The organism is Halorientalis pallida, assembly GCF_049605515.1.
Lineage (GTDB): Archaea > Halobacteriota > Halobacteria > Halobacteriales > Haloarculaceae > Halorientalis > Halorientalis pallida_A.
The window spans coordinates 415,385-434,244 of record NZ_CP187158.1 but is presented as its reverse complement, the minus strand read 5'-3'; the positions used below and the strand labels follow the sequence as shown (position 1 = coordinate 434,244).

Annotated in this window: 18 protein-coding genes; 10 read left to right on the top strand and 8 right to left on the bottom strand. The window is 67.0% G+C overall.

The window, feature by feature from the left end; all coding sequences use genetic code 11:
- Positions 1–8: 8 nt before the first annotated feature.
- Positions 9–977, bottom strand: a complete 969-nt coding sequence (locus tag ACOZ4N_RS03795) for a transcription initiation factor IIB (protein ID WP_129067084.1) — start codon at positions 975–977, stop codon at positions 9–11.
- A gap of 177 nt (positions 978–1,154) precedes the next feature.
- On the opposite strand from ACOZ4N_RS03795, the gene ACOZ4N_RS03790 reads away from it, so the two are divergent.
- From ACOZ4N_RS03790 to ACOZ4N_RS03770, 5 genes are all read left to right on the top strand, one after another.
- The gene (locus ACOZ4N_RS03790; RefSeq protein WP_424018609.1) at positions 1,155–1,808 is read left to right on the top strand and encodes a hypothetical protein; all 654 of its coding nucleotides are present in this window, start codon (positions 1,155–1,157) and stop codon (positions 1,806–1,808) included.
- A 333-nt stretch (positions 1,809–2,141) separates the two neighbouring features.
- Entirely contained in the window at positions 2,142–3,284 is a 1,143-nt protein-coding gene (gene sucC / locus ACOZ4N_RS03785) for an ADP-forming succinate--CoA ligase subunit beta (RefSeq protein ID WP_424018608.1), read from the top strand.
- A gap of 1 nt (position 3,285) precedes the next feature.
- Positions 3,286–4,155: a succinate--CoA ligase subunit alpha gene (gene sucD / locus ACOZ4N_RS03780; protein WP_424018607.1), complete on the top strand. Its 870-nt coding sequence runs from the start codon at positions 3,286–3,288 to the stop codon at positions 4,153–4,155.
- A 114-nt stretch (positions 4,156–4,269) separates the two neighbouring features.
- A complete protein-coding gene (locus tag ACOZ4N_RS03775) occupies positions 4,270–6,456 on the top strand; it encodes a PAS domain S-box protein (protein ID WP_424018606.1) in 2,187 nt (728 codons plus the stop codon).
- A 194-nt stretch (positions 6,457–6,650) separates the two neighbouring features.
- A complete protein-coding gene (locus ACOZ4N_RS03770; protein ID WP_424018605.1) occupies positions 6,651–6,887 on the top strand; it encodes an HVO_2901 family zinc finger protein in 237 nt (78 codons plus the stop codon).
- A gap of 21 nt (positions 6,888–6,908) precedes the next feature.
- Here the strand turns inward: ACOZ4N_RS03770 and ACOZ4N_RS03765 are convergent, their stop codons facing one another.
- Positions 6,909–7,331 (bottom strand): SRPBCC family protein, encoded by a 423-nt coding sequence (locus tag ACOZ4N_RS03765; RefSeq protein ID WP_424018604.1) that lies wholly within the window; start codon positions 7,329–7,331, stop codon positions 6,909–6,911.
- 93 nt (positions 7,332–7,424) lie between these two features.
- Here ACOZ4N_RS03765 and ACOZ4N_RS03760 point away from each other — a divergent pair, with 93 nt between their 5' ends.
- The 3 genes from ACOZ4N_RS03760 to ACOZ4N_RS03750 are packed head-to-tail and all read left to right on the top strand — an operon-like array spanning position 7,425 to position 11,210.
- Positions 7,425–8,300 carry an ABC transporter ATP-binding protein gene (locus ACOZ4N_RS03760; RefSeq protein ID WP_424018603.1) on the top strand — a complete coding sequence of 292 codons (876 nt, stop codon included), beginning with the start codon at positions 7,425–7,427 and terminating at the stop codon, positions 8,298–8,300.
- Positions 8,297–10,165, top strand: a complete 1,869-nt coding sequence (locus ACOZ4N_RS03755) for a PrsW family intramembrane metalloprotease (RefSeq protein WP_424018602.1) — start codon at positions 8,297–8,299, stop codon at positions 10,163–10,165. Before ACOZ4N_RS03760 ends, ACOZ4N_RS03755 begins: the two co-directional genes overlap by 4 nt.
- Positions 10,152–11,210, top strand: a complete 1,059-nt coding sequence (locus ACOZ4N_RS03750; protein WP_424018601.1) for an ABC transporter permease — start codon at positions 10,152–10,154, stop codon at positions 11,208–11,210. Before ACOZ4N_RS03755 ends, ACOZ4N_RS03750 begins: the two co-directional genes overlap by 14 nt.
- A 79-nt stretch (positions 11,211–11,289) precedes the next feature.
- On the opposite strand, the gene hepT is transcribed toward ACOZ4N_RS03750, so the two are convergent.
- Together hepT and mntA are read right to left on the bottom strand one after the other, a co-directional pair.
- On the bottom strand, positions 11,290–11,748 hold the full coding sequence (hepT, locus tag ACOZ4N_RS03745; protein ID WP_424018600.1) for a type VII toxin-antitoxin system HepT family RNase toxin: 459 nt from the start codon (positions 11,746–11,748) through the stop codon (positions 11,290–11,292).
- Positions 11,745–12,233, bottom strand: coding sequence for a type VII toxin-antitoxin system MntA family adenylyltransferase antitoxin (gene mntA, locus ACOZ4N_RS03740; protein ID WP_424018599.1), 489 nt, complete (start codon positions 12,231–12,233; stop codon positions 11,745–11,747). Before mntA ends, hepT begins: the two co-directional genes overlap by 4 nt.
- Positions 12,234–12,466: 233 nt before the next feature.
- On the opposite strand from mntA, the gene ACOZ4N_RS03735 reads away from it, so the two are divergent.
- Together ACOZ4N_RS03735 and ACOZ4N_RS03730 are read left to right on the top strand one after the other, a co-directional pair.
- The gene (locus ACOZ4N_RS03735; RefSeq protein WP_424018598.1) at positions 12,467–13,441 is read left to right on the top strand and encodes an aldo/keto reductase; all 975 of its coding nucleotides are present in this window, start codon (positions 12,467–12,469) and stop codon (positions 13,439–13,441) included.
- Complete coding sequence (locus ACOZ4N_RS03730) at positions 13,441–14,547, top strand: alpha/beta fold hydrolase (protein ID WP_424018597.1); 1,107 nt, start codon at positions 13,441–13,443, stop codon at positions 14,545–14,547. Before ACOZ4N_RS03735 ends, ACOZ4N_RS03730 begins: the two co-directional genes overlap by 1 nt.
- Here ACOZ4N_RS03730 and ACOZ4N_RS03725 read toward each other — a convergent pair.
- The 4 genes from ACOZ4N_RS03725 to ACOZ4N_RS03710 form a co-directional block, all read right to left on the bottom strand.
- Positions 14,530–14,790: a hypothetical protein gene (locus ACOZ4N_RS03725; RefSeq protein ID WP_424018596.1), complete on the bottom strand. Its 261-nt coding sequence runs from the start codon at positions 14,788–14,790 to the stop codon at positions 14,530–14,532. The two genes, ACOZ4N_RS03730 and ACOZ4N_RS03725, sit on opposite strands and share 18 nt — an antisense overlap.
- Before the next feature lie 25 nt (positions 14,791–14,815).
- The gene (locus tag ACOZ4N_RS03720) at positions 14,816–15,400 is read right to left on the bottom strand and encodes a hypothetical protein (protein ID WP_424018595.1); all 585 of its coding nucleotides are present in this window, start codon (positions 15,398–15,400) and stop codon (positions 14,816–14,818) included.
- Between the two features lie 61 nt (positions 15,401–15,461).
- Positions 15,462–15,959: a macro domain-containing protein gene (locus ACOZ4N_RS03715; RefSeq protein WP_424018594.1), complete on the bottom strand. Its 498-nt coding sequence runs from the start codon at positions 15,957–15,959 to the stop codon at positions 15,462–15,464.
- Positions 15,960–15,989: 30 nt separating this feature from the next.
- Positions 15,990–18,815 (bottom strand): DEAD/DEAH box helicase, encoded by a 2,826-nt coding sequence (locus ACOZ4N_RS03710; protein WP_424018593.1) that lies wholly within the window; start codon positions 18,813–18,815, stop codon positions 15,990–15,992.
- Between the last annotated feature and the right edge of the window lie 45 nt (positions 18,816–18,860).

Here is an 18,860-nt window from a genome sequence, read left to right as displayed (position 1 = left end):
GGAGCGTCCTAGCGGACGCCGATGGCTTCGATCTGTTCCTGATAGCGGTTCCGGATGGTGACCTCGGTGACCTGGGCCACGTCCGCGACCTCGCGCTGGGTCTTCTTCTCGTTACAGAGCAGGGAGGCGGCGTAGATGGCCGCGGCGGCGTAGCCGGTCGGGGACTTGCCCGAGAGCAGGCCCTTCTCGGCGGTCTCGTCGATGATCTCGTTGGCCTTGGACTGGACTTCCTCGCTCAGGTTCAGGTCCGAGGCGAAGCGCGGGACGTACTGTTTGGGGTCGACCGGTTCCATCTTCAGGGACAGTTCCTGTGCGACGTAGCGATAGGTCCGGCCGATCTCCTTCTGGTCGACCCGGGACACGTCCGAGACCTCCTCCAGCGAGCGCGGGATGCCCTCCTGACGGCAGGCGGCGTACAGACAGGACGTGGCGACGCCCTCGATGGAGCGGCCACGGATGAGGTCCTCGTTCAGTGCCCGACGGTAGATGACCGAGGCGACCTCGCGGACCGACCGGGGCACGCCGAGCGCGGAGGCCATGCGGTCGATCTCAGAGAGCGCGAACTGGAGGTTGCGCTCGCCGGCGTCTTTGGTCCGGATGCGTTCCTGCCACTTCCGCAGGCGGTGCATCTGGCTCCGTTTCTCGGAGGACAGCGACTGGCCGTAGGCGTCTTTGTCCTTCCAGTCGATCTGTGTTGTCAGCCCCTTGTCGTGCATCGTCTGTGTCGTCGGCGCGCCCACGCGGGACTTGCTCTGTCGCTCGCTGTGGTTGAACGCGCGCCACTCGGGGCCGCGGTCGATGTTCTCCTCTTCGATCACCAGCCCGCAGTCCTCACAGACGATTTCACCCCCGTCAGCGCTCGATACCAGGTTTGCTGACTCGCACTCGGGACAACTCTGCATCTCCTCGTCGTCCCCAGTCTCTTTCTCGGTCGCTCGGTCCTGCTCGCGCTCCCGCTGGCGACTCGGACGAACCATCGTTCTTATATAGAACAAGCAGGAGCATATAAAAACCCTTCGGTATGTCAGCCGGTAGGACGGAACCCGGAGCGGGCCGGTGGCTCTCCGAGCGACGATATCGGAGGTATGGGGCCACTGGCGGGTGATTTACCTCACGAAAAGCTTACCTTCGGGGACAGAAATGTGTCCGGACGAATGGACGACCATCGGGTGCTCGGGGTGGGGCTTCTGGTCATCGCGGTGCTGTTACTGGCGAACCCGCTGTACATCTATCCGAATCCGGACGAGGTCAACGAGGTGCGGGTGCTGGACTCGTACAACGGGACGGCCGCGGCCAACTACACGTACGAGAACCTGTCGAGCCGAGCGCAGTCGCTCGTCGACCGGGCACAGCGCACCGAGTCCGGGCGGATCACCTTCCGCGGGAACGAGAATCGCCCACCGGAGTTCACGTTCGTCCAGACCGATCAGGCGGTACGAGTCGAAGGTGAAGTCTACCGAATCGAGCGCGGCGACGACCGGTTCTACGTCTGGACGCTCAGCCGTCCGGACTTCAACACCGAGTCGAATCGCTCGCTTGGACTGCTCGGGCTCGGATTCGTCCTCGCGGCCATGGGCGCGCTCTACGTCTGGCGGCCCCAGCCGACCGACATCGGGGGCGCGATGGCGGGAGCGGGGACGCTGTTGCTCCTGTTCAACCTCGATTACCGGTACACCGAACTGCTCGGTAGATTCAGCGTCCTCGGTGGCTGGGTCGTCATCCTGCTGACGCTCCTGTCCGCCATCGTCAGTCTCGGCTACCTGTTCTACCGGACGATGCGCGAGCGACGGCTGGCCGGTGAACTCTGATCTCGGGCCCGCCGAGAATCGCCGACCGGTGGCATCGCTCGGACGCTCGCGAAAAGGCCGTTCGGTCGGGGAGAGACGACCGAACGAGGGAAAGTGGGTGGGAAACGGGGGGTGGGGAAGGTGGGGTGTGGCACTGTTACGTGCCAACACGAGAGTCGACGAGTTTATTCGTATTTAATTTTTGGTTCAAATTATCAGGTTTGAATTTGGACATAACTCCGGATAATACGGCGAGCGTTCGACGGATCGGCAAGTGAGACATGTCGGATCGTGGGAAAACCGGGCATAGACCGGGTGGATTTAAGCGGGTCGCGGGCGGGGTTGACGGTGGTAATGAAGCTCCACGAGTACCAGGCAAAACGGGTCTTCGCGGAGGCGGGCATCCCCACCCCCGACGCGGAACTCGCCGAGACCGTCGACGCGGCGGTCGACGCGGCCGAAGCCATCGGCTACCCGGTCGCGATCAAGGCACAGGTACAGGTCGGCGGACGCGGCAAGGCCGGCGGCATCAAACTCGTCGACGACGCCGACGAGGCGCGCGAGGCCGCCGACGAGATCCTCGGCATGGACCTCAAAGGCTACCACGTCGACCGCGTGCTGGTCGAGGAGGCCGTCGACTTTACCAACGAGTTGTACGTCGGCGTGACGATGGACCGCGGCGAGGGCAAGCCCGTCGCCATGGTCTCGACACGCGGCGGCGTCAACATCGAGGAAGTCGCGGCCGAGGACCCCGACGCCATCGCCCGCGAACACGTCGACCCGGCCTTCGGCATGCACCCCTACCAGGCACGCAAGGCCGTCTACGACGCCGGCGTCGACCGTGACGTGGCCAACGACGTGGCCTCCGTACTGACCACGCTGTACGACCTCTGGGAGGCCAAGGACGGCTCCGACGCGGAGATCAACCCCCTGATGGTCACCAGCGACGACGAGGTCATCGCCGCCGACGCGGTCATGAACATCGACGGCGACGCGCTGTTCCGCCAGCCCGAACTGGCCGAGATGCAGGAGGAAGCCGCCGAGGACGACCTCGAAGCCAAGGCCAACGACTACGGCTTCGACTACGTCCGGCTGGACGGCAACGTCGGCATCATCGGCAACGGTGCGGGCCTGGTGATGACGACGCTGGACCTGGTCGACCACTACGGCGGCGCGCCCGCCAATTTCCTCGACATCGGCGGCGGCGCGAAGGCCGAACGCGTCACCAACGCCCTGGACATGGTGTTCTCCGACGAGAACGTCGACGCCGTCGTGTTCAACATCTTCGGCGGCATCACCCGCGGTGACGAAGTCGCCCAGGGGATCAACGAGGCCCTGGAACAGTTCGACGAGATCCCCAAGCGGGTCGTCGTCCGACTCGCCGGGACCAACGCCGAGGAAGGCATGGAGATTCTGAACACCGATCTCGTGACCGTCGAGAAGACGCTGGAGGACGCCGTCCAGCGTGCGGTCGAATACGCGGAGGAGGATTCATAACATGAGCGTACTCGTCGACGAAAACACCCGCGTCGTGGTGCAGGGCATCACGGGCGGGGAAGGCAAGTTCCACACCGAACAGATGCTCGACTACGGCACGAACGTCGTCGCCGGTGCGGTGCCGGGCAAGGGCGGCCAGGAGGTCGCCGGCGTGCCCGTCTACGACACCGTCCACCGCGCGGCCCGCGAGGAGGACGCCAACGCGGCCGTCGTGTTCGTCCCGCCCGCGTTCGCGGCCGACGCCTGTTTCGAGGCCCTGGACGCCCCGGTCGATCTGGTCGTCGCCATCACCGAGGGCATCCCGACCCAGGACATGAGCAAGGTCTACCGCAAACTGCAGGAGACCGACACCCACCTCGTCGGCCCGAACTGCCCCGGCGTCATCACCCCCGGCGTCGCCAAACTCGGCATCCTGCCGGGCAACATCTTCTCGTCGGGCAACGTCGGCCTGGTCTCGCGGTCGGGCACCCTGACCTACCAGGTCGTCGACAACCTGACCGAGCGCGGCCTCGGCCAGACCACCGCCATCGGTATCGGCGGCGACCCGATCATCGGGACGGACTTCATCGACGCCCTCGAACTGTTCGAGGCCGACCCCGACACCCACGCGGTCGTCATGTGCGGTGAGATCGGCGGCGAAGACGAGGAGGAGGCCGCCCGGTACATCGGCGCGAACATGGACACGCCGGTCGTCGGCTTCATCGCCGGCCGGACCGCGCCGCCGGGCAAGCGGATGGGCCACGCCGGTGCCATCGTCTCCGGCAGCGGGACCGGGACCGCACAGTCGAAGATCGACGCCCTGGAGAATGCGGGCACGCCCGTCGGTGACACGCCCGAGGAAGTCGCCGACCACGTCGAGGACATCATCTAGACCAGCCGACCCGACCGCCGGGCCCACCGGGCTGGCGGCGTTCCCGGCCGTTCGAGGATGGTTCCGATAGTTTTACGGGATAGATTAAACAATTGCGTTAGCAATCCAAGCACAATGACAGCCTCGTCTGTGGAGCCGCTCTCGATCATCGGTGTCGGGACCGACGGCCGGTTGTTGAACCGGTCTACGTCCCTGGTTTCTGGGTCGGGAGCCGCCGCTGTCGAGACCGTCGCGACCGGTGACGAGGCCCTCTCGCGCGTCTCCGAAGCCGACTGTCTCGTGACGACCTATCGGCTGCCCGACACCGACGGTGTGACGTTGATCGAGGAGGTCCGGGCCGAGTACCCGCAGGTCCCGGTCGTCATGGTCACCGAGCAGTCCGACGACCGGGTCGCCAGCGAGGCCATCAGTGCGGGCGTGACCGACTACGTCAGGCGCGACGGTGACGACCCCGCGGCCGCACTGGCCACCGCCATCGAGGACTGCGTCGACGCCTACGAGAGCGAGCAGGCCCTGCGCGAGAGCGAACAGCGGTACCGGACCCTGGTCGAGCGCAGTCACGACGGCATCTACATCTATCACGACGACAGCTTCCTGTTCGTCAACGAGCGGATCACCGAGATCACCGGCTACGAGCCCGAGGAGCTGTACGAGATGGAGATCTGGGATCTGGTCCACCCGGACGACCGGGAGTGGGTGAAAGAGGTCGGCGCGCGCCGTCGACACCCCGATCAGGAAGCGCCCAACACGTACGAGGCCAAGGTCGTGCGCAAAGACGGGGAGACCCGCCACCTGGAGTTTTCCGTGCAGACGACGACCTACGACGGCGAGGCGGCCGTCCTGGGGTCGGTCCGGGACGTGACCGAACGCCGTCGCCAGGAGCGGGAACTCGCCGAGACCAACGAGTTCATCGAGACGATTCTGGACACGCTCGAAGACGTCATCTTCGTGTTCTCGCTGGAGGGGGAGCTGATGCGCTGGAACGACCAGCTCTGTGCGGTGACCGGCTACACCGACGAGGAACTCGACGAGATGCGCGCGTTCGACCTGCTCCCCGAGGAGTACTACGACGAGGCCGTCCGGAAGGTCCGGGACGCCGTCGCGAGCGGGAGCGCGGTGATCGAAGCCGAGGTCCAGACCAAGGACGGCCGGCGGCTCCCCTTCGAGTTCCGGGGCGCGCCGCTGTCGGACGAGGACGGCGAGGTCGACGCCATCGCTGGGGTCGCCCGGGACATCAGCGAGCGATTGAACCGCGAGGAGGAACTCATCCAGTACCAGACCATCGTCGAGGCGGTCGGGGACGCGGTGTACACGCTCGACGAACAGGGCGAGATCACGTTCGTCAACGACGCCTTGCTGTCGGTGACGGGCTATCAGGAGGAGGAACTGCTCGGGGAGTTCGTCGGGAAGGTGATGCGCCAGCAGGACGTGGAGACGGCCCGGGAACTCATCGGCGAACTGCTGGAGAGCGACGAACGGACCCGGGCGACCTTCGAGATGGAAGCCATCGACAAGGACGGCCGGCACATCCGCTGTGAGGATCACGTCGCCTTGCTCATGTCCGACGGGGAGTTCCGCGGCACCGCGGGCGTCGTCCGTGACATCTCCCAGCGGAAGGCCCGCGAACAGCAGTTGCGCCGGCAGAACGAACGCCTCGACCGGTTCGCCAGCGTCGTCTCTCACGACCTCCGGAACCCGCTGAACGTCATCCTCGGCCGGGTCGACCTCGCTCGCGACCGGCCCGGCGAGGAACACTTAGACGCCATCGAGCGGTCGGCACTCAGGATGGAGCGGATGATCGACGACCTCCTGACCCTGGCCCGGGACGGCCAGACCGTCGGCGAGACCGAACCCATCGACCTGGAGTCGGCGGTCCGGCGCGCCTGGAAGAACGTCGAGACCTACGAGGCGTCACTCCACCTCGAAGACGACCTCGGGACGCTCCCGGCCGACGACGCCAGACTGGCGTCGTTGCTGGAGAACCTCTTTCGGAACGCGGTCGAACACGGCGGCGAGACGGTCACCGTCTCCGTCGGCCCGATCAGTGATCCCGAGAGCGTCGCCGACGGCGGCCACGCGGCGTCGGGCTTCTACGTCGAGGACGACGGGCCGGGCATCCCCGACGCGGAGCGGGACAACGTGTTCGACTCGGGCTACTCCACCTCCGACGAGGGGACCGGTCTCGGCCTGGTGATCGTCGAGGACATCGCCGAGGCCCACGACTGGACGCTCCGGGCGACCGACGGGTCGCTCGGTGGGGCCAGGTTCGAGATCGGCGGGATCGACTGGACCGACCGCTGAGGGACGGAAAGCAGTCCATACCGTTCCGTAGTGTCCCGTTGAACCCCCGCGGCGAGCCCCGTGATCGGCGCTGCTGTCCCCCTCGCCCGGACCGTCCCGGCGCCGTCTGTGGACTGGGACCGGGCCGTCCGTTCGAATCCGGAGGCATGAACGTTCCGGTGCAGATATAAGGTTCGATTTGAATTGTGTCTAGTATGGCTCACACCTGCAGGAACTGCAAGCGGACGTTCGCCACGGAACTCGAGCTCGACCTGCACCGAGACACGTGTTCCGAGGGCCAGTTGTTCTGTGACAGCTGTGGCGAACGCTTTACAGAGCGGTCGGCGACGACGGACGGGTGGCACTATCGCTGCCCGACCGACGAGTGTGACGGCGAAGGTATCGGCGAGGACATCCACAAGGTAGCGAACGCACGCGTCGCGAAACAGTAACTCACTGCTCCCTTCTGCGGTCTACGCCTCGGCTAGCCGCGCCAGGTCCTGCAGGGCCCGCGCACACACCGGCGCGTACCCGCCGGCCAGCACCGGAATCTCGAACACCACCCGACAGGGCCGCCCGCCCTCGACGCGGTGTCCGGTCGCCGGCACCTTCGCAACACGCCAGGTCCATCGCCGGTCCCGGCAACTCGTGATCTCGAACGGGACCCAGACGCCACCCACCGTCTCGATCCGGCCGGTCGTCCCGGTCGCAATCTGCCGGCTGTCGCAGTCGACGGCCCGGACCGACGGCCCCCACTCCGGCCAGCGGTCGGTGTCGGTCAGGAAGTCCCACAGGACATCGGCGGGCGCGTCGATCTCCCGGCTCACACAGAGCCGTCGCCCGTCGGGCGTCCGCTCGATGCCGGCGGTCACGTTCGCGAATTCGCGGCCGAGCATACCGAACCGCGGGCCGCCACGGGCAAAACGCTTTCCAGGCGCTGATAATCGGGTGCCAAGTTATACGGTGTCGGTGTACTTAGCGACAGCAGAATGATCGAGGTCCGGGACCTGCGCAAGGAGTACGGCGGGTTCACCGCCGTCGATGGCAGCACGTTCTCCGTGGACACGGGCGAAGTGTTCGGGATCATCGGCCCGAACGGTGCCGGCAAGACGACGACGCTGAAGATGCTGGCCGGCCTCCTCGAACCGACCGCGGGCGACGTGTCGGTCGCCGGCCACGACGCCGGGACCACCGAGATGCGCCGAAAGCTGGGCTTTCTCCCCGAGGAATCGCCGCTGTACGAGGAGATGACGCCCCTGTCGTACCTGCACTTTTTCGCCGACCTCTACGACGTGGCCGACGGCGTCGCCGACCGGCGCATCCACGACACGCTCGACGAACTGGACCTCGAACACCGCGAGCGCCAGCTGGGCGACATGTCCAAGGGGATGAAACGGAAGGTCGCCATCGCGCGCTCGCTCATCAACGACCCCGACGTGCTGGTCTACGACGAACCCGCCAGCGGCCTGGACCCGCTGACGACCAACTACGTCATCGACTTCACGAGCGACCTGGCCGAACAGGGCAAGACCATCGTCTTCAGCGCCCACAACCTCTATCACGTCGAGAGCATCTGTGACCGCATCGCCATCATGAACGAGGGCCGTGTCGTCGCCCAGGGTGCCCTCGAAGACCTGCGGGCCGAACACGGCGAGACGGAGTATCACGTCTTCACCACCGTCGAAGTGCCCGGCAGTGTGCAGGAGAACGGGCGCTACCGGAGCGTCGTCGAGTCCATGGACGGCGTCGAGCGGATTCGCACCGACGCCCAGGCCGCCGACGGCTCGGTGGTCGACATCCGAACGGAGGAGTCCAGCCTCGAAGAAGTGTTCCTCGATCTGGCCGAGTCGGGGGCCAAGGCGTGAACCTGCGGAAACTCCTGCGGATCGCCCGCTGGGAAGTGACCAAGAACGCGGGCGGCGTCGACCGCCGGACGGTCGTCGTCGGCGCGCTGGCGCTGTTGACCGTGGGAATCGCGGCCCCCTACGCGGCGACCTCCGGCGTCGCCGTCGACAGCGGCATCTACCGCGTCGGCATCACGAACGACAGTCAGTACTATCCGGTCGTCAGCCAGGACCCGACCTTCGCCGTCCGGAACCAGCAGGCCGACCTCGGCGAGGAGATCGAACTCCGGATCGACGGCCAGGATATCGACGCCGCGCCCACGCCGAAAGCCGCGGCGGCACAGACGGAGTTGCGCGCCTCGGTCAGGGCGTACAACAACCGACAGATGCGCCAGGAGAGCAACCAGTCCGCCGCCTTCCCGGTCGTCGTCTCGCTGGGCTACGCCGAGCGCACACAGGTCAGGGAGGTCATCTCCACCAGCGGCGGACCGGAGTCGACGGCCGACGACGATGGCGGGAGTGACGGCACCGGCGGCGACGGTGACGGCGACGGTGGCGGTGCGGACGGCGGTGGGAACACGGGGACTGCCGACGGCAACGGGAGCGACGGGACGGCCAGCGGCGGCGGGGAGAACATCGACGACGTGGCCGGTGGCGCCGGCGGCGTCGGCGGGATCGCGGGCCAACTCGCCGGCGGGAACACCTCCGGAACCCCGGCGGACATCTCGCCACCGTTCCCCTTCCAGTCGCTCGTGCTGGCCTTCCTCTTCGTCCTCCCGCTGAACTTCATCATCCAGGCCTACGGGAGTACGATGCTCTCGGAACGGCTGAACCGGCGCGGGGAACTCCTGCTGGTCGCGCCCGTCTCCCGGTTCGACATCATCGGCGGGAAGACGCTGCCGTACCTGACTGCGGCCGTCGGTATCGCCGCGGTGATCGCCGCCGCACTCGAGTTCCCGGCGGTCGCCCCCGTGTCGGTCGCCATCTCGGTGCTGGCCGTCGTCCCGATCGCCCTGCTGTTCCTGGCGGCGACCTTCCTCGGCGCGATGTTCGCCCGCTCGTTCAAGGAGTTGACGTTCGTGACGGTGACGGTGACGGTGTCGCTGACGACCTACGCGTTCGTGCCGGCGATCTTCACCGACGTGGGCGCGGTCGCGCTCATCTCGCCGCTGACCATCGTCGTCCGCAACCTGCAGGGCCAGGCGATCGGCATCGGTGAGTTCGCGTTCTCGCTCGTGCCGCCTCTGCTCACTGCGGGCGTCCTGTTCGGCCTCGGCGCGGGCATCTACCGCGAGGAGGACATGTTCACCCAGCGGTCGATCCCGCTGAAGGCGCTGGACGCGCTCGCGGCCCGGGTCCACGGCAAGTGGTCGGTCGCCGCGGTCACCGCGATCCTCCTGCCGTTCGTGTTCGTCACGGAACTCGTGGGTGTGGCGACGCTGTTCGCCATCCCGAACGCGCTGTCGATCCCGACGATACTCGTGGTGGTCGTCGTGGTCGAGGAACTCGCCAAATCCCTGCACGTGTACGCCGGCTACGCCCACGACCGGTTCGAGGCCGGCCTCGTCCCCGCGCTCGTCGTCGGCGCGTTCTCGGGACTGGGCTTTTTCGTCGGCGAGAAGCTCACGCTACTGGCCCAGCTCGTCGGGCTCCCCACGTCGGTGGTCGAGGGCCAGGCCGCGCTCGCGACGGGGACTGGCGTTCCGTCGGCACCCGTACTTGTCGGATTGCTACTCGCCCCGCTGCTCTTGCACGTCGTCACCGCCGCCATCTCGGCGGTCGGCGCGAGCCGGAACAAGCGGGCCTACGCCGTGGCGCTCGTGGTCGCCATGGCCATTCACTTCGCCTACAACTACACGGTGGTGATGATCAGTGGACTCGTCTGATCCCCGCGTCGCCATCGCGCGACGTGACCTGGCGTCGCTGTCCCGCGAGAAGACCATCGTCCTCGCCCTGCTCATCCAGCTGTTCGTGGCGGCGTTCTCGTCGTTCCTGGTCGTCGGCCTGACCTCGCTGTACGACCCCGGGGCCACCGCCTCCGGCGAGGTCGACATCGGTATCACCGGCGAGGCGAACGAGAGTCTCCTGCGTGCCATCGAGGAGACCGAGGGCGCGGACGCGGTGGTGTACCGGAGCAACGCCACCGCGTTCCAGGGGTTCCAGAACGGCGCAGTCGACGCGGTGATGATCGCGACCAGACAGCCGGATAGCCGCATCTCCGTCCAGGCCACCGCGCCGGAGGGCAGCATCAGGACGACGCTGATCGTCGTGCAGTTGCGGGAAGTCCTCCAGACCTTCGAGCGCCAGCAACGCGACGTTCGCTCGGCGTTCCTGAACGACCCACCCGTGTCCCTGCCCGCGGAGGTGTCGGCCAGCCCCTACTTCGGGTTCACCTACACCATCCTCCTGCCCCTCCTGTTGTTCCTGCCCCCCTTCATCAGCGGCTCCGTCGCCGTCGACGCGATCACCGAGGAGATCGAGCGCGGCACGCTCGACCTGCTCCGGGTCGCCCCCGTCGATCTCGTGGACATCGTGGACGGCAAGGCCGCAGCCATGGCCGCGCTCGCGCCCGTGCAGGCGCTCCTGTGGATCGTCCTGCTATCCTTCAACGGGATCAACGTCTCGAACGTCCCGCTCTTGCTCGTCACCGTCGGCGCGATGGCCAGCATCGTGGTCGTGGTCGGCGTGACCCTGGGGCTGGTGATGGGCGAACGCCGCTCGGCACAGTTGCTCTACTCCATCGGCGTCCTCGGCCTGTTCGCGTCGGCAGTGTTCCTGCCCGAACATCCCGCGACGACGGTGGCGAAACTGGCCGTCGACAGCGCGACGACGACGACCTACGTGCTGGTCGTAGTGTACGTCGCGGTGGCCGTTGGGCTGTACGGACTGGCGCGGCGGTACACGCGCGGGCTGGACGTGGAGAGTCTGTGAAGCATCGGAACTCGATATCAGCCTCTGAGACAGGCAAAACGAATCAGAGGCAGGTCGTGTCGGAGACTGCTCTGATTTCTCAGTCGTCGAGCGCACCGATCGAATCCAGGTAGACCCGAACAGCCTTCACGAAGTCCCGATATCGCTCCAGATCCTGGAGTGCGTTGTAGACGACATCGTGATCGATGATGTTCCCGTACGTGTGAGCCAGCACGTTTCGGAACCGTGCACCCTGTGCCATCTCTTCGGCCAGTGACGCCGAGAGCACGTCCAGTTCACCGAGCATCCGCATGGACTCGGGATTACTCCTCGGCGGCTGTTCGCGCTCGTGTTTCACGAGTTCCTCGGCGATATCGATGGCCGCTTCGGTCATTTTGACGAACCGACGTTCGACGATGTCCTGGGTATCCGAGTCGTTCTCGTACTCGCTGCGGGAGAGGCGCTGTTTGCGAGCGAGGACACCGAGACTCGCCTCTATGGTCTCGACGGCAGTCAGAATCCTGCTGAGACGGTCTGCTGGCAACCCGTTCTCGGTCATCGCTCCTCCGCGGATCCCCCAGTAGCAGACACCTCCGTGTCGTCCGTATCGAGATGGTCGTCGATTCGAGCTACTGCCGCGTCCAGTCGTTCACGGGGGGATCGCGCATCCGATTCGGACTGCGTGACCTGCCGACGAAGTTCGACAGCGTGCTCGTGCTCACCGACGAGTAGGACGCCGTTCTCGAAGATCGCCGTCGCCAGGTCCGGAGACACCGTCCGTACGTCGACGAGATCGACGGCATCGGTCTCCAGCGTCTCGCTGAGGTCGGCGCTCAACCCGAAGAACGTGTCGTTGTAGTTCGGGTCTGCTGGCCGCTGATCGCTGAATTCAACCGCGATATCGATATCACTCGCTTCGTGTGCCGTGCCAGTGGCGTGTGAGCCGAAGAGAATTGCCAGCTTGACCGGATGCGCTCGGAGAACCGCCCGGAGCGTATCGAGATCCAGAGACGTATCGACGGAAGCTGACTCGACGGTCCTCATTGTCCCTTTCTAGACGGGCGGAGAATATAAAAAGCGGGTGCCGGATCGTCCCTTCGACCCGGAGGAAGCGTCCACACACTCGCGTCACCGTCTCTCCACAGGAGCTGTGGATCAGTCGATAACCGAGCAGAACGTCGCCACGGGAGCGAGGTACGTGTCGGGATCGCGAAACTGATGCTCTTCTTCCAGGGGGGAGCCCGACCCTTTTTGACGCCACCACCCGACCGCCCGCCATGGAGTACACGACCCTCGGATCGACGGGGATGGAGGTCAGCCGGCTCTGTCTGGGCTGTATGAGTTTCGGCGATCCGGACTGGCGTGAGTGGGTGCTGGAAGACGACGAGGCTCACGAGATTATCGACCGCGCCATCGACCTCGGGATCAACTTCTTCGACACGGCCAACATGTACTCGACGGGCGAGTCCGAGCGCGTCCTCGGCGACGCGCTGGAGGGCCGCCGCGAGGAGAACGTGGTCGCCACGAAGGTTTTCTTCCAGATGGACGAGGACGACCCCAACTCGGGCGGGCTCTCCCGGAAGACCGTCGAGCAGGAACTGGACGCGAGCCTCGACCGGTTGGGCATGGACACGGTGGACCTCTACCAGATCCACCGCTGGGACTACGACACGCCCATCGAGGAGACGCTGCGCGCGCTCGACGACGCCGTGCGGCGCGGGAAGACCCGCTACGTCGGCGGGAGTTCGATGTGGGTCCACCAGTTCGCCGACGCTCTGCACACGAGCGACCGGCTGGGCCTGGACCGGTTCGCCACGATGCAGAACCACTACAACCTCGTCTACCGGGAGGAAGAACGGGAGATGCTCCCCTACTGCGAGAAAGAGGACATCGGCGTCATCCCGTGGAGTCCGATGGCGCGGGGCTACCTCACGCGACCCCACGAGGACGTGGACGCCACGGCCCGCGGGGAGAGCGAGGAGTACCTGTACGAACACCCCTACATGGAGGGGGGTGGCCCGGAGATCAACCGCCGGGTGCAGGAACTGGCCGACGAGTACGACGCCACGATGGCCCAGATTTCGCTGGCCTGGGTGCTTTCCAAGGACGTGGTGGACGCGCCGATCATCGGCACGACGAGTATCGAACACCTCGAACAGGCCGTCGAGGCGCTCGACATCGACCTCGCCGAGAGCGACGTCGAGTGGCTGGAGGAACCCTACGAACCGGTGCCGGTGTCGGGCCACGAGTGATGTCGGTCTGGTACGATCAGCCCGGGGATACGCCGGTCGCGGACGTGCCGGCCGACTACTACCCCACCGACTGTGGCTCGTGGTTCGAGCTTCCCGAGGGTCGGGACACGGGCAAGCGGCTGTTCGTCCGGGACAGCGTCCACGGCGACGGGCGCATCGAACCGGGCCGGAGCGCCGACGCCGACCCGGACCACACCGTCGTCTTCGTCCACGGGAATCCCGAGTGTAGCTACACCTACCGGCACGTGATCACGAATCTGCTGAACGAGACGGACGAGACGGTGCGAGTCGTGGCGATGGATCACGTGGGCTTCGGCCTCTCGGACACCGCCGACTACGAGCTGGTCTGTATGGACCACGCCGAGAACCTCGCCAGTCTCGTGCCGGCGCTCGACCTCGAAGACGTGACGCTCGTGATCCACGACTGGGGCGGCCCCATCGGCGTCGGCGCGTTCCTCCAGTACCCGGATCTGGTCTCGAATCTCGTGATCTGCAACAGCACCGTGCTCCCGATGCCGGCCGACGAACCGACGTACACGAACTACCCCGCACGCTGGCTGCCCTGGGCGCGGACGCCGGACGTGATCCCCGACGCGCTCTGGGGCGATCTGGCGGCGTACGTCCTCTTTCACGCGTCGCCGACGCATCCGGCCCGGCTCTACGCCGAGTGGGCGCGCTACGCCGCGGCCCGGCGACTCGGCCTCTCGCCCGCGCGAGACCCCGACGCACACCGCGTCTTCCGACAGCAGTTCCGCGACCCGGTGAACGTCCGCAGTTCCAAGCGACTCGTGCGGCAGACGCCCTACTGGGGCCACGGGAACGTCTACGAGGAGCCCGAACTGGGCCAGCGGGATACCGCCCCCTTCTACGAGCGCATCCGGCGCTCGCTCGGCAAGACCTGGGGGCCACGCGGGCGGGAGATCGGCGTCCGGGCGGTCGTCGGCCGCTGGGACCCCTGCGGGAAACCCTCCGTGCTGGGCCGCTGGCAGGAGGCACTCCCGCAACTGGCGGGCAACGTCACCGCCTTCGACGACGTGGGCCACTTCGTCGAGGAGGAACGGCCGCGCGCGGTGGCGGCGGCTATCCGGTCAGCCGCCGGGCTCTGAGTCGGCCGTCGCGTCCGCCTGCGAGCCGTCGGTCCGCTCTCCGTCGGCGTCGGTCTGTTCGTGCGTGTGGTGGTAGAATCGCATCACCGAGCGGCCGCCCCGAGTCGTCGGCTCGAAGCAGACCCGGCGGTACCGGTCGTTGTCGAGCAGGTTGACCATCACGCCCTCCTCGTGGACCGACACCGAGTCGTAGGCCGTCTCACAGACGGGGCACTCGACGGGCGGGTCGTCCGGAACGTCCATCGTCAGAAGTGGGGTCGCCGACCACTCAGGCGTTTTGCTCGAACCGGTGTTCGAAGGCCCCGGTCGCGCTGAACTGCCCCACGCCGAACCCGGAGAACGTGGCCAGGGCGTCCACGGCGAGGTCGAATCCCTCGACCTCCGCGGCGGTGTCGGCCAGGAAGTCGAGCGTGACCGTCCCGATCCCCTGTCGGCCCAGGTCGTCGACCGAGACGAGCGTCCGCGATGGGCCGTCGTCCCGCCGGAACGTGATCGGCGGCCACGGGTCCCCCGACGGGCGCTGCAGGTAGAGGTCGACGGCCGTCTCCAGATCACCCGCCGGCGCACGGAGCCGATACCGGAGCCGTTCGGCCCGCAGATCGCCGTCGTGCGAGACCGACAGCCGAAACCGTCCCTGCCCGTCCTCGCGGTCGAACCCACGCCCCAGGAAGCTCATCGTCGCGACCGGCTCGCCGCCACGGTCGAACTTCAGGTGTGTCTCCGCGCCCTCGCTGGTCCGTCTCGGCCCGGAAAGTGCCGTCGTCCCCACGACCGGTTCGCCACCGACGACACACCCCGCGAGCGGGAGCGAGAGTGCGCTCCCGACGGTGGCGAGTGCCCTCCGTCTGTCCATACCACCTCGTATCGGCGGCACCGTCAAGACCTTATTGGCGAGTGATCGACGACCGGCACCGTCACCGCACCGACTCGGCGACCGACTGGATCGTCTCGTAGTCCTCCTCGCTGTACGCGATGACGCGCACGTCGCGCAGACTCGACGGCGCGAACGCTGCGATCTCCTCACAGATGATCTCGGCACCCTGTCGGAGCGAGAACCCGGCGACGCCGGTCCCCAGCGCCGGGATCACCAGCGTCTCGCAGTCCAGCAGGTCGGCCTCTTCGAGCGTGTTCCGGGTGGCGGCCCGGATTGATTCCGCGGTGGCCTGCCCGCCGGCCGGCATCGCCGCGGCGTGGATCACGTACTCGGCGTCCAGGTCGTAGGCGTCGGTCGTCGCCACCCCACCGAGATCGACCGGCCCCTTCGAGACGGCCTCGTCGTTCAACGCGTCGCCGGCGGCCCGGCGGAGCGCGCCCGCGACGCCCGATCCCATCCGCAGGCCCGTGTTCGCCGCGTTGACGAGGGCGTCTGCCTCCTGTGCCGCGATGTCTCCCTGCACGACCTCGAAGTCCATGTGCGGAGTGTCGGGTGCCAGCCCGAAAAATCAATCCCAGAACGACTGGGTGCGCGCGTACTGCCGTTCCTGGGCCAAAATGTCCCGGTAGAACTCCTGTTCGTCCTCCCGCAGTTTGCTGATGATCCGGGCGGCGTTGTGCGGCCCGACGCCGCGGGCCGCCAGCGCGATCACCGCCTGCTTCCCGTGACTCTGGACGAGATTCGCCGCCTTGTACGCCCGCTGGGTCCGTTTCTCCTCCTCGTCGTCTTTCTCGGACTGTTTGACCGCCGACACCACCTCGTCGGCCCAGGGGTTCAGCGCGGCGATGCGGGTCGAGCCACACTGTGGACACTTCGGCTGGTCGGACACCCGGGAGACCTGCCGCTTGGTCTCCCAGTCCTGGCAGTGCAGGCAAAAGAGGAGGACGCGGTCGTTCTGGATGCGCTCGCGCACGGTCTGAATGACGCTGGCGTCGGCGTTCTCCGGCGCGAGCAACTCCTGGCCCGACGAGCGCCCGCCCAGGCCGACCGGCGTGCGCTCGGCGACGGTCGCGATCTCGATCTCCCCGGCCTGGATCGCCGCCAGCACGTCGCTGGCCCCCTCGACGGCCAGTTCCTCGTGGAGCAACTCCCGCAGGGCCTCGTCGTAGATCGGCGTGTCCTCCAGGGCCTCCAGCAGACGGCGCTTCCCGAACCCGCCGCTGGACCCGCGCTGGTAGCTCTTGAGCGCGCCGAACTTCGCGGCGACCTGTGCGAGTTTGAACTTCAGCGCGTCGGCGTTCTTCAGCGAGAGTTCGACGATGCCGGCGACGTGTTCGGGGTCGGTCTCCCGGAGCGTCGCCAGCACGTCGTTGACGGTGATCCCGCCGGGGACTTCGAGTTCGATCCGATACGGGTCGATCTCCATGCCGACCGACGAGCCGGTGCGCTGGCCCAGCAGGGCCGAGAGGACGCGCCCGAGCGTCTCGTTGATCGTGTGCCCGAAGTGGGCGTTCAGGACGACCTCGCGCCCGTGAGACTCGACGAGGATGCGGTCGCCCGAGGGAACGGGCGCGTCGTGGCGAGCCAGCTGGTCGAGCGCTTCCCCGATGGTGTACTCGTCCGCCGGATACCGGCGCGTGAGATCGCGGGCCACCGCGTCGGTCCCGACCGCGCCGTCGAGTTGGCTCCCGCCGACCTCGCGAACCTCGCCGACCTCCTGGGCGACCTCGTAGGGGACGGGAATCTCCTGGCCGATCCAGGACGGGACCTCGCCGGCCGGGTCCTCGACGGGCGTGACGAGGACTTCCTCCTCGTCCTCGTCGACCTCGGTGATGCGCCACATCTCGCCGCGCTGGATGAAGATCTCGCCGGGCTGGGCGAAGTTGACCACGAACCGCTCGTCGAGGGTCCCGACCTGGTTGCCGCTGGCCATGTCTTTGACCTCGAAGGTCGCCTCGTCGGGGATCATCGAGAGGTTGTGGTAGAAGTACTGCCAGGTCCCGCGGCGCTTCTCGATGCGGTCCTCGCCCTCTTCGAGCCAGACCACGCGGTTCTCGGCCAGTTCGCGGACGACCGACTTGAACTGCTCCGCATCGAGGTCCCGGAACGGATACGCCTGGGTGACGATCTCGAAGGCTTCCATCGCCGAGATCTCGCCGAAGTCCATGACGAGACCGGCGATCTGGTTGGCGACGGTATCGAGACTGCCGTGGTGGATGTTCGCTGGTTCCACGTCCCCGTCCTGTGCCTGCCGGGCGATGGCCAGCGCCTCGAAGGTGTCGTCCGGTCTGGTCGTGATCACCGTCCCCGAGGAGACCTCGTCGCGGCTGTGGCCCGCCCGCCCCACGCGCTGGAGGAGCCGCGAGACCTGCCGCGGGCTCTGGTACTGGACGACGTGGTCGATGCTCCCCACGTCGATCCCCAGTTCCATCGAGGAAGTACAGAGCAGACCCGACAGCTCGCCGGCCTTGAACCGGTCTTCGACCTCGATCCGCGCCTCCTTCGAGAGCGACCCGTGGTGAACCTCGATGTCCGTCCCTAGCTCCTTGAACCGCGAGCCGAGCGCCTCGGCGGTCTGGCGGGTGTTGACGAACACGAGCGTCGACTCGTGGGACTCCACGATCTCGTCGATGGCCCGGACGTGACTCGCCACGTCCACGTCGGTCATCAACTCGCTGGCCAGTCGCTCGTCTTGGTCGGTCACTCGCGGTTCCCGCACCGCGATATCGAGTTCACTCCCCACCTCGACCTCGACGACCGTACAGCCCCGGTCGCCCGTGAGGAACTTCCCGACCTCGCCGGGGTCACCGACGGTCGCGGACAGCCCGATCCGCTGGAACGGTCCCGAGACCTCCCGCAACCGCTCCAGTCCGAGCGTCAACTGCGCGCCGCGTTTCGAGGCCGCGAGTTCGTGCACCTCGTCGACGACGACGTGGTCCACGTCCTCCAGTGCGATCCGCAACTTCTCGCCGGTGAGCATCGCCTGCAGCGTCTCCGGCGTCGTCACCAGCACGTCCGGCGGGTTCTCGGCCTGCTTCTGTCGCTGGTAGTCCGTCGTGTCCCCGTGGCGCACGTCCACGTCGAGGTCGAGGGTCTCGCCCCACCACTCCAGCCGGTCGCGCATGTCGCGGTTCAGCGCCCGCAACGGCGTGACGTACAGCGCGCCGATACCGAACCGTTCCGTGCCTTCGAGGGCATCGAAAACGGGAAGCATCGCGGTCTCGGTCTTGCCGGTCCCCGTCGGCGCGACGATGAGGCCGTGGTCGCCCGCGACGAGCGGCGGGATCGCGCGGCGCTGTGGCTCCGTCGGTGTCGCAAAGCCCCGTTCGGAGAGTGCCGCGCGGACCGCCGACCCGAGTTCGGCGAAGGCCGCCGCCGACCCCGATTCTGCCATCGACCGCGCTAGCGGTTTCAACCGATTAAGCACACCGCTTTCGTT

What these genes read in the sequence shown, in the direction of transcription:
- ACOZ4N_RS03730 (WP_424018597.1), top strand. Translation starts at nt 13,441, where the DNA reads ATGTCGGTCTGGTACGATCAGCCCGGGGATACGCCGGTCGCGGACGTG.
- sucD (WP_424018607.1), top strand. Translation starts at nt 3,286, where the DNA reads ATGAGCGTACTCGTCGACGAAAACACCCGCGTCGTGGTGCAGGGCATC.
- sucC (WP_424018608.1), top strand. Translation starts at nt 2,142, where the DNA reads ATGAAGCTCCACGAGTACCAGGCAAAACGGGTCTTCGCGGAGGCGGGC.
- mntA (WP_424018599.1), bottom strand. Translation starts at nt 12,233, where the DNA reads ATGAGGACCGTCGAGTCAGCTTCCGTCGATACGTCTCTGGATCTCGAT.
- hepT (WP_424018600.1), bottom strand. Translation starts at nt 11,748, where the DNA reads ATGACCGAGAACGGGTTGCCAGCAGACCGTCTCAGCAGGATTCTGACT.
- ACOZ4N_RS03765 (WP_424018604.1), bottom strand. Translation starts at nt 7,331, where the DNA reads ATGCTCGGCCGCGAATTCGCGAACGTGACCGCCGGCATCGAGCGGACG.
- ACOZ4N_RS03795 (WP_129067084.1), bottom strand. Translation starts at nt 977, where the DNA reads ATGGTTCGTCCGAGTCGCCAGCGGGAGCGCGAGCAGGACCGAGCGACC.
- ACOZ4N_RS03790 (WP_424018609.1), top strand. Translation starts at nt 1,155, where the DNA reads ATGGACGACCATCGGGTGCTCGGGGTGGGGCTTCTGGTCATCGCGGTG.
- ACOZ4N_RS03735 (WP_424018598.1), top strand. Translation starts at nt 12,467, where the DNA reads ATGGAGTACACGACCCTCGGATCGACGGGGATGGAGGTCAGCCGGCTC.
- ACOZ4N_RS03710 (WP_424018593.1), bottom strand. Translation starts at nt 18,815, where the DNA reads ATGGCAGAATCGGGGTCGGCGGCGGCCTTCGCCGAACTCGGGTCGGCG.
- ACOZ4N_RS03725 (WP_424018596.1), bottom strand. Translation starts at nt 14,790, where the DNA reads ATGGACGTTCCGGACGACCCGCCCGTCGAGTGCCCCGTCTGTGAGACG.
- ACOZ4N_RS03775 (WP_424018606.1), top strand. Translation starts at nt 4,270, where the DNA reads ATGACAGCCTCGTCTGTGGAGCCGCTCTCGATCATCGGTGTCGGGACC.
- ACOZ4N_RS03720 (WP_424018595.1), bottom strand. Translation starts at nt 15,400, where the DNA reads ATGGACAGACGGAGGGCACTCGCCACCGTCGGGAGCGCACTCTCGCTC.
- ACOZ4N_RS03770 (WP_424018605.1), top strand. Translation starts at nt 6,651, where the DNA reads ATGGCTCACACCTGCAGGAACTGCAAGCGGACGTTCGCCACGGAACTC.
- ACOZ4N_RS03715 (WP_424018594.1), bottom strand. Translation starts at nt 15,959, where the DNA reads ATGGACTTCGAGGTCGTGCAGGGAGACATCGCGGCACAGGAGGCAGAC.
- ACOZ4N_RS03760 (WP_424018603.1), top strand. Translation starts at nt 7,425, where the DNA reads ATGATCGAGGTCCGGGACCTGCGCAAGGAGTACGGCGGGTTCACCGCC.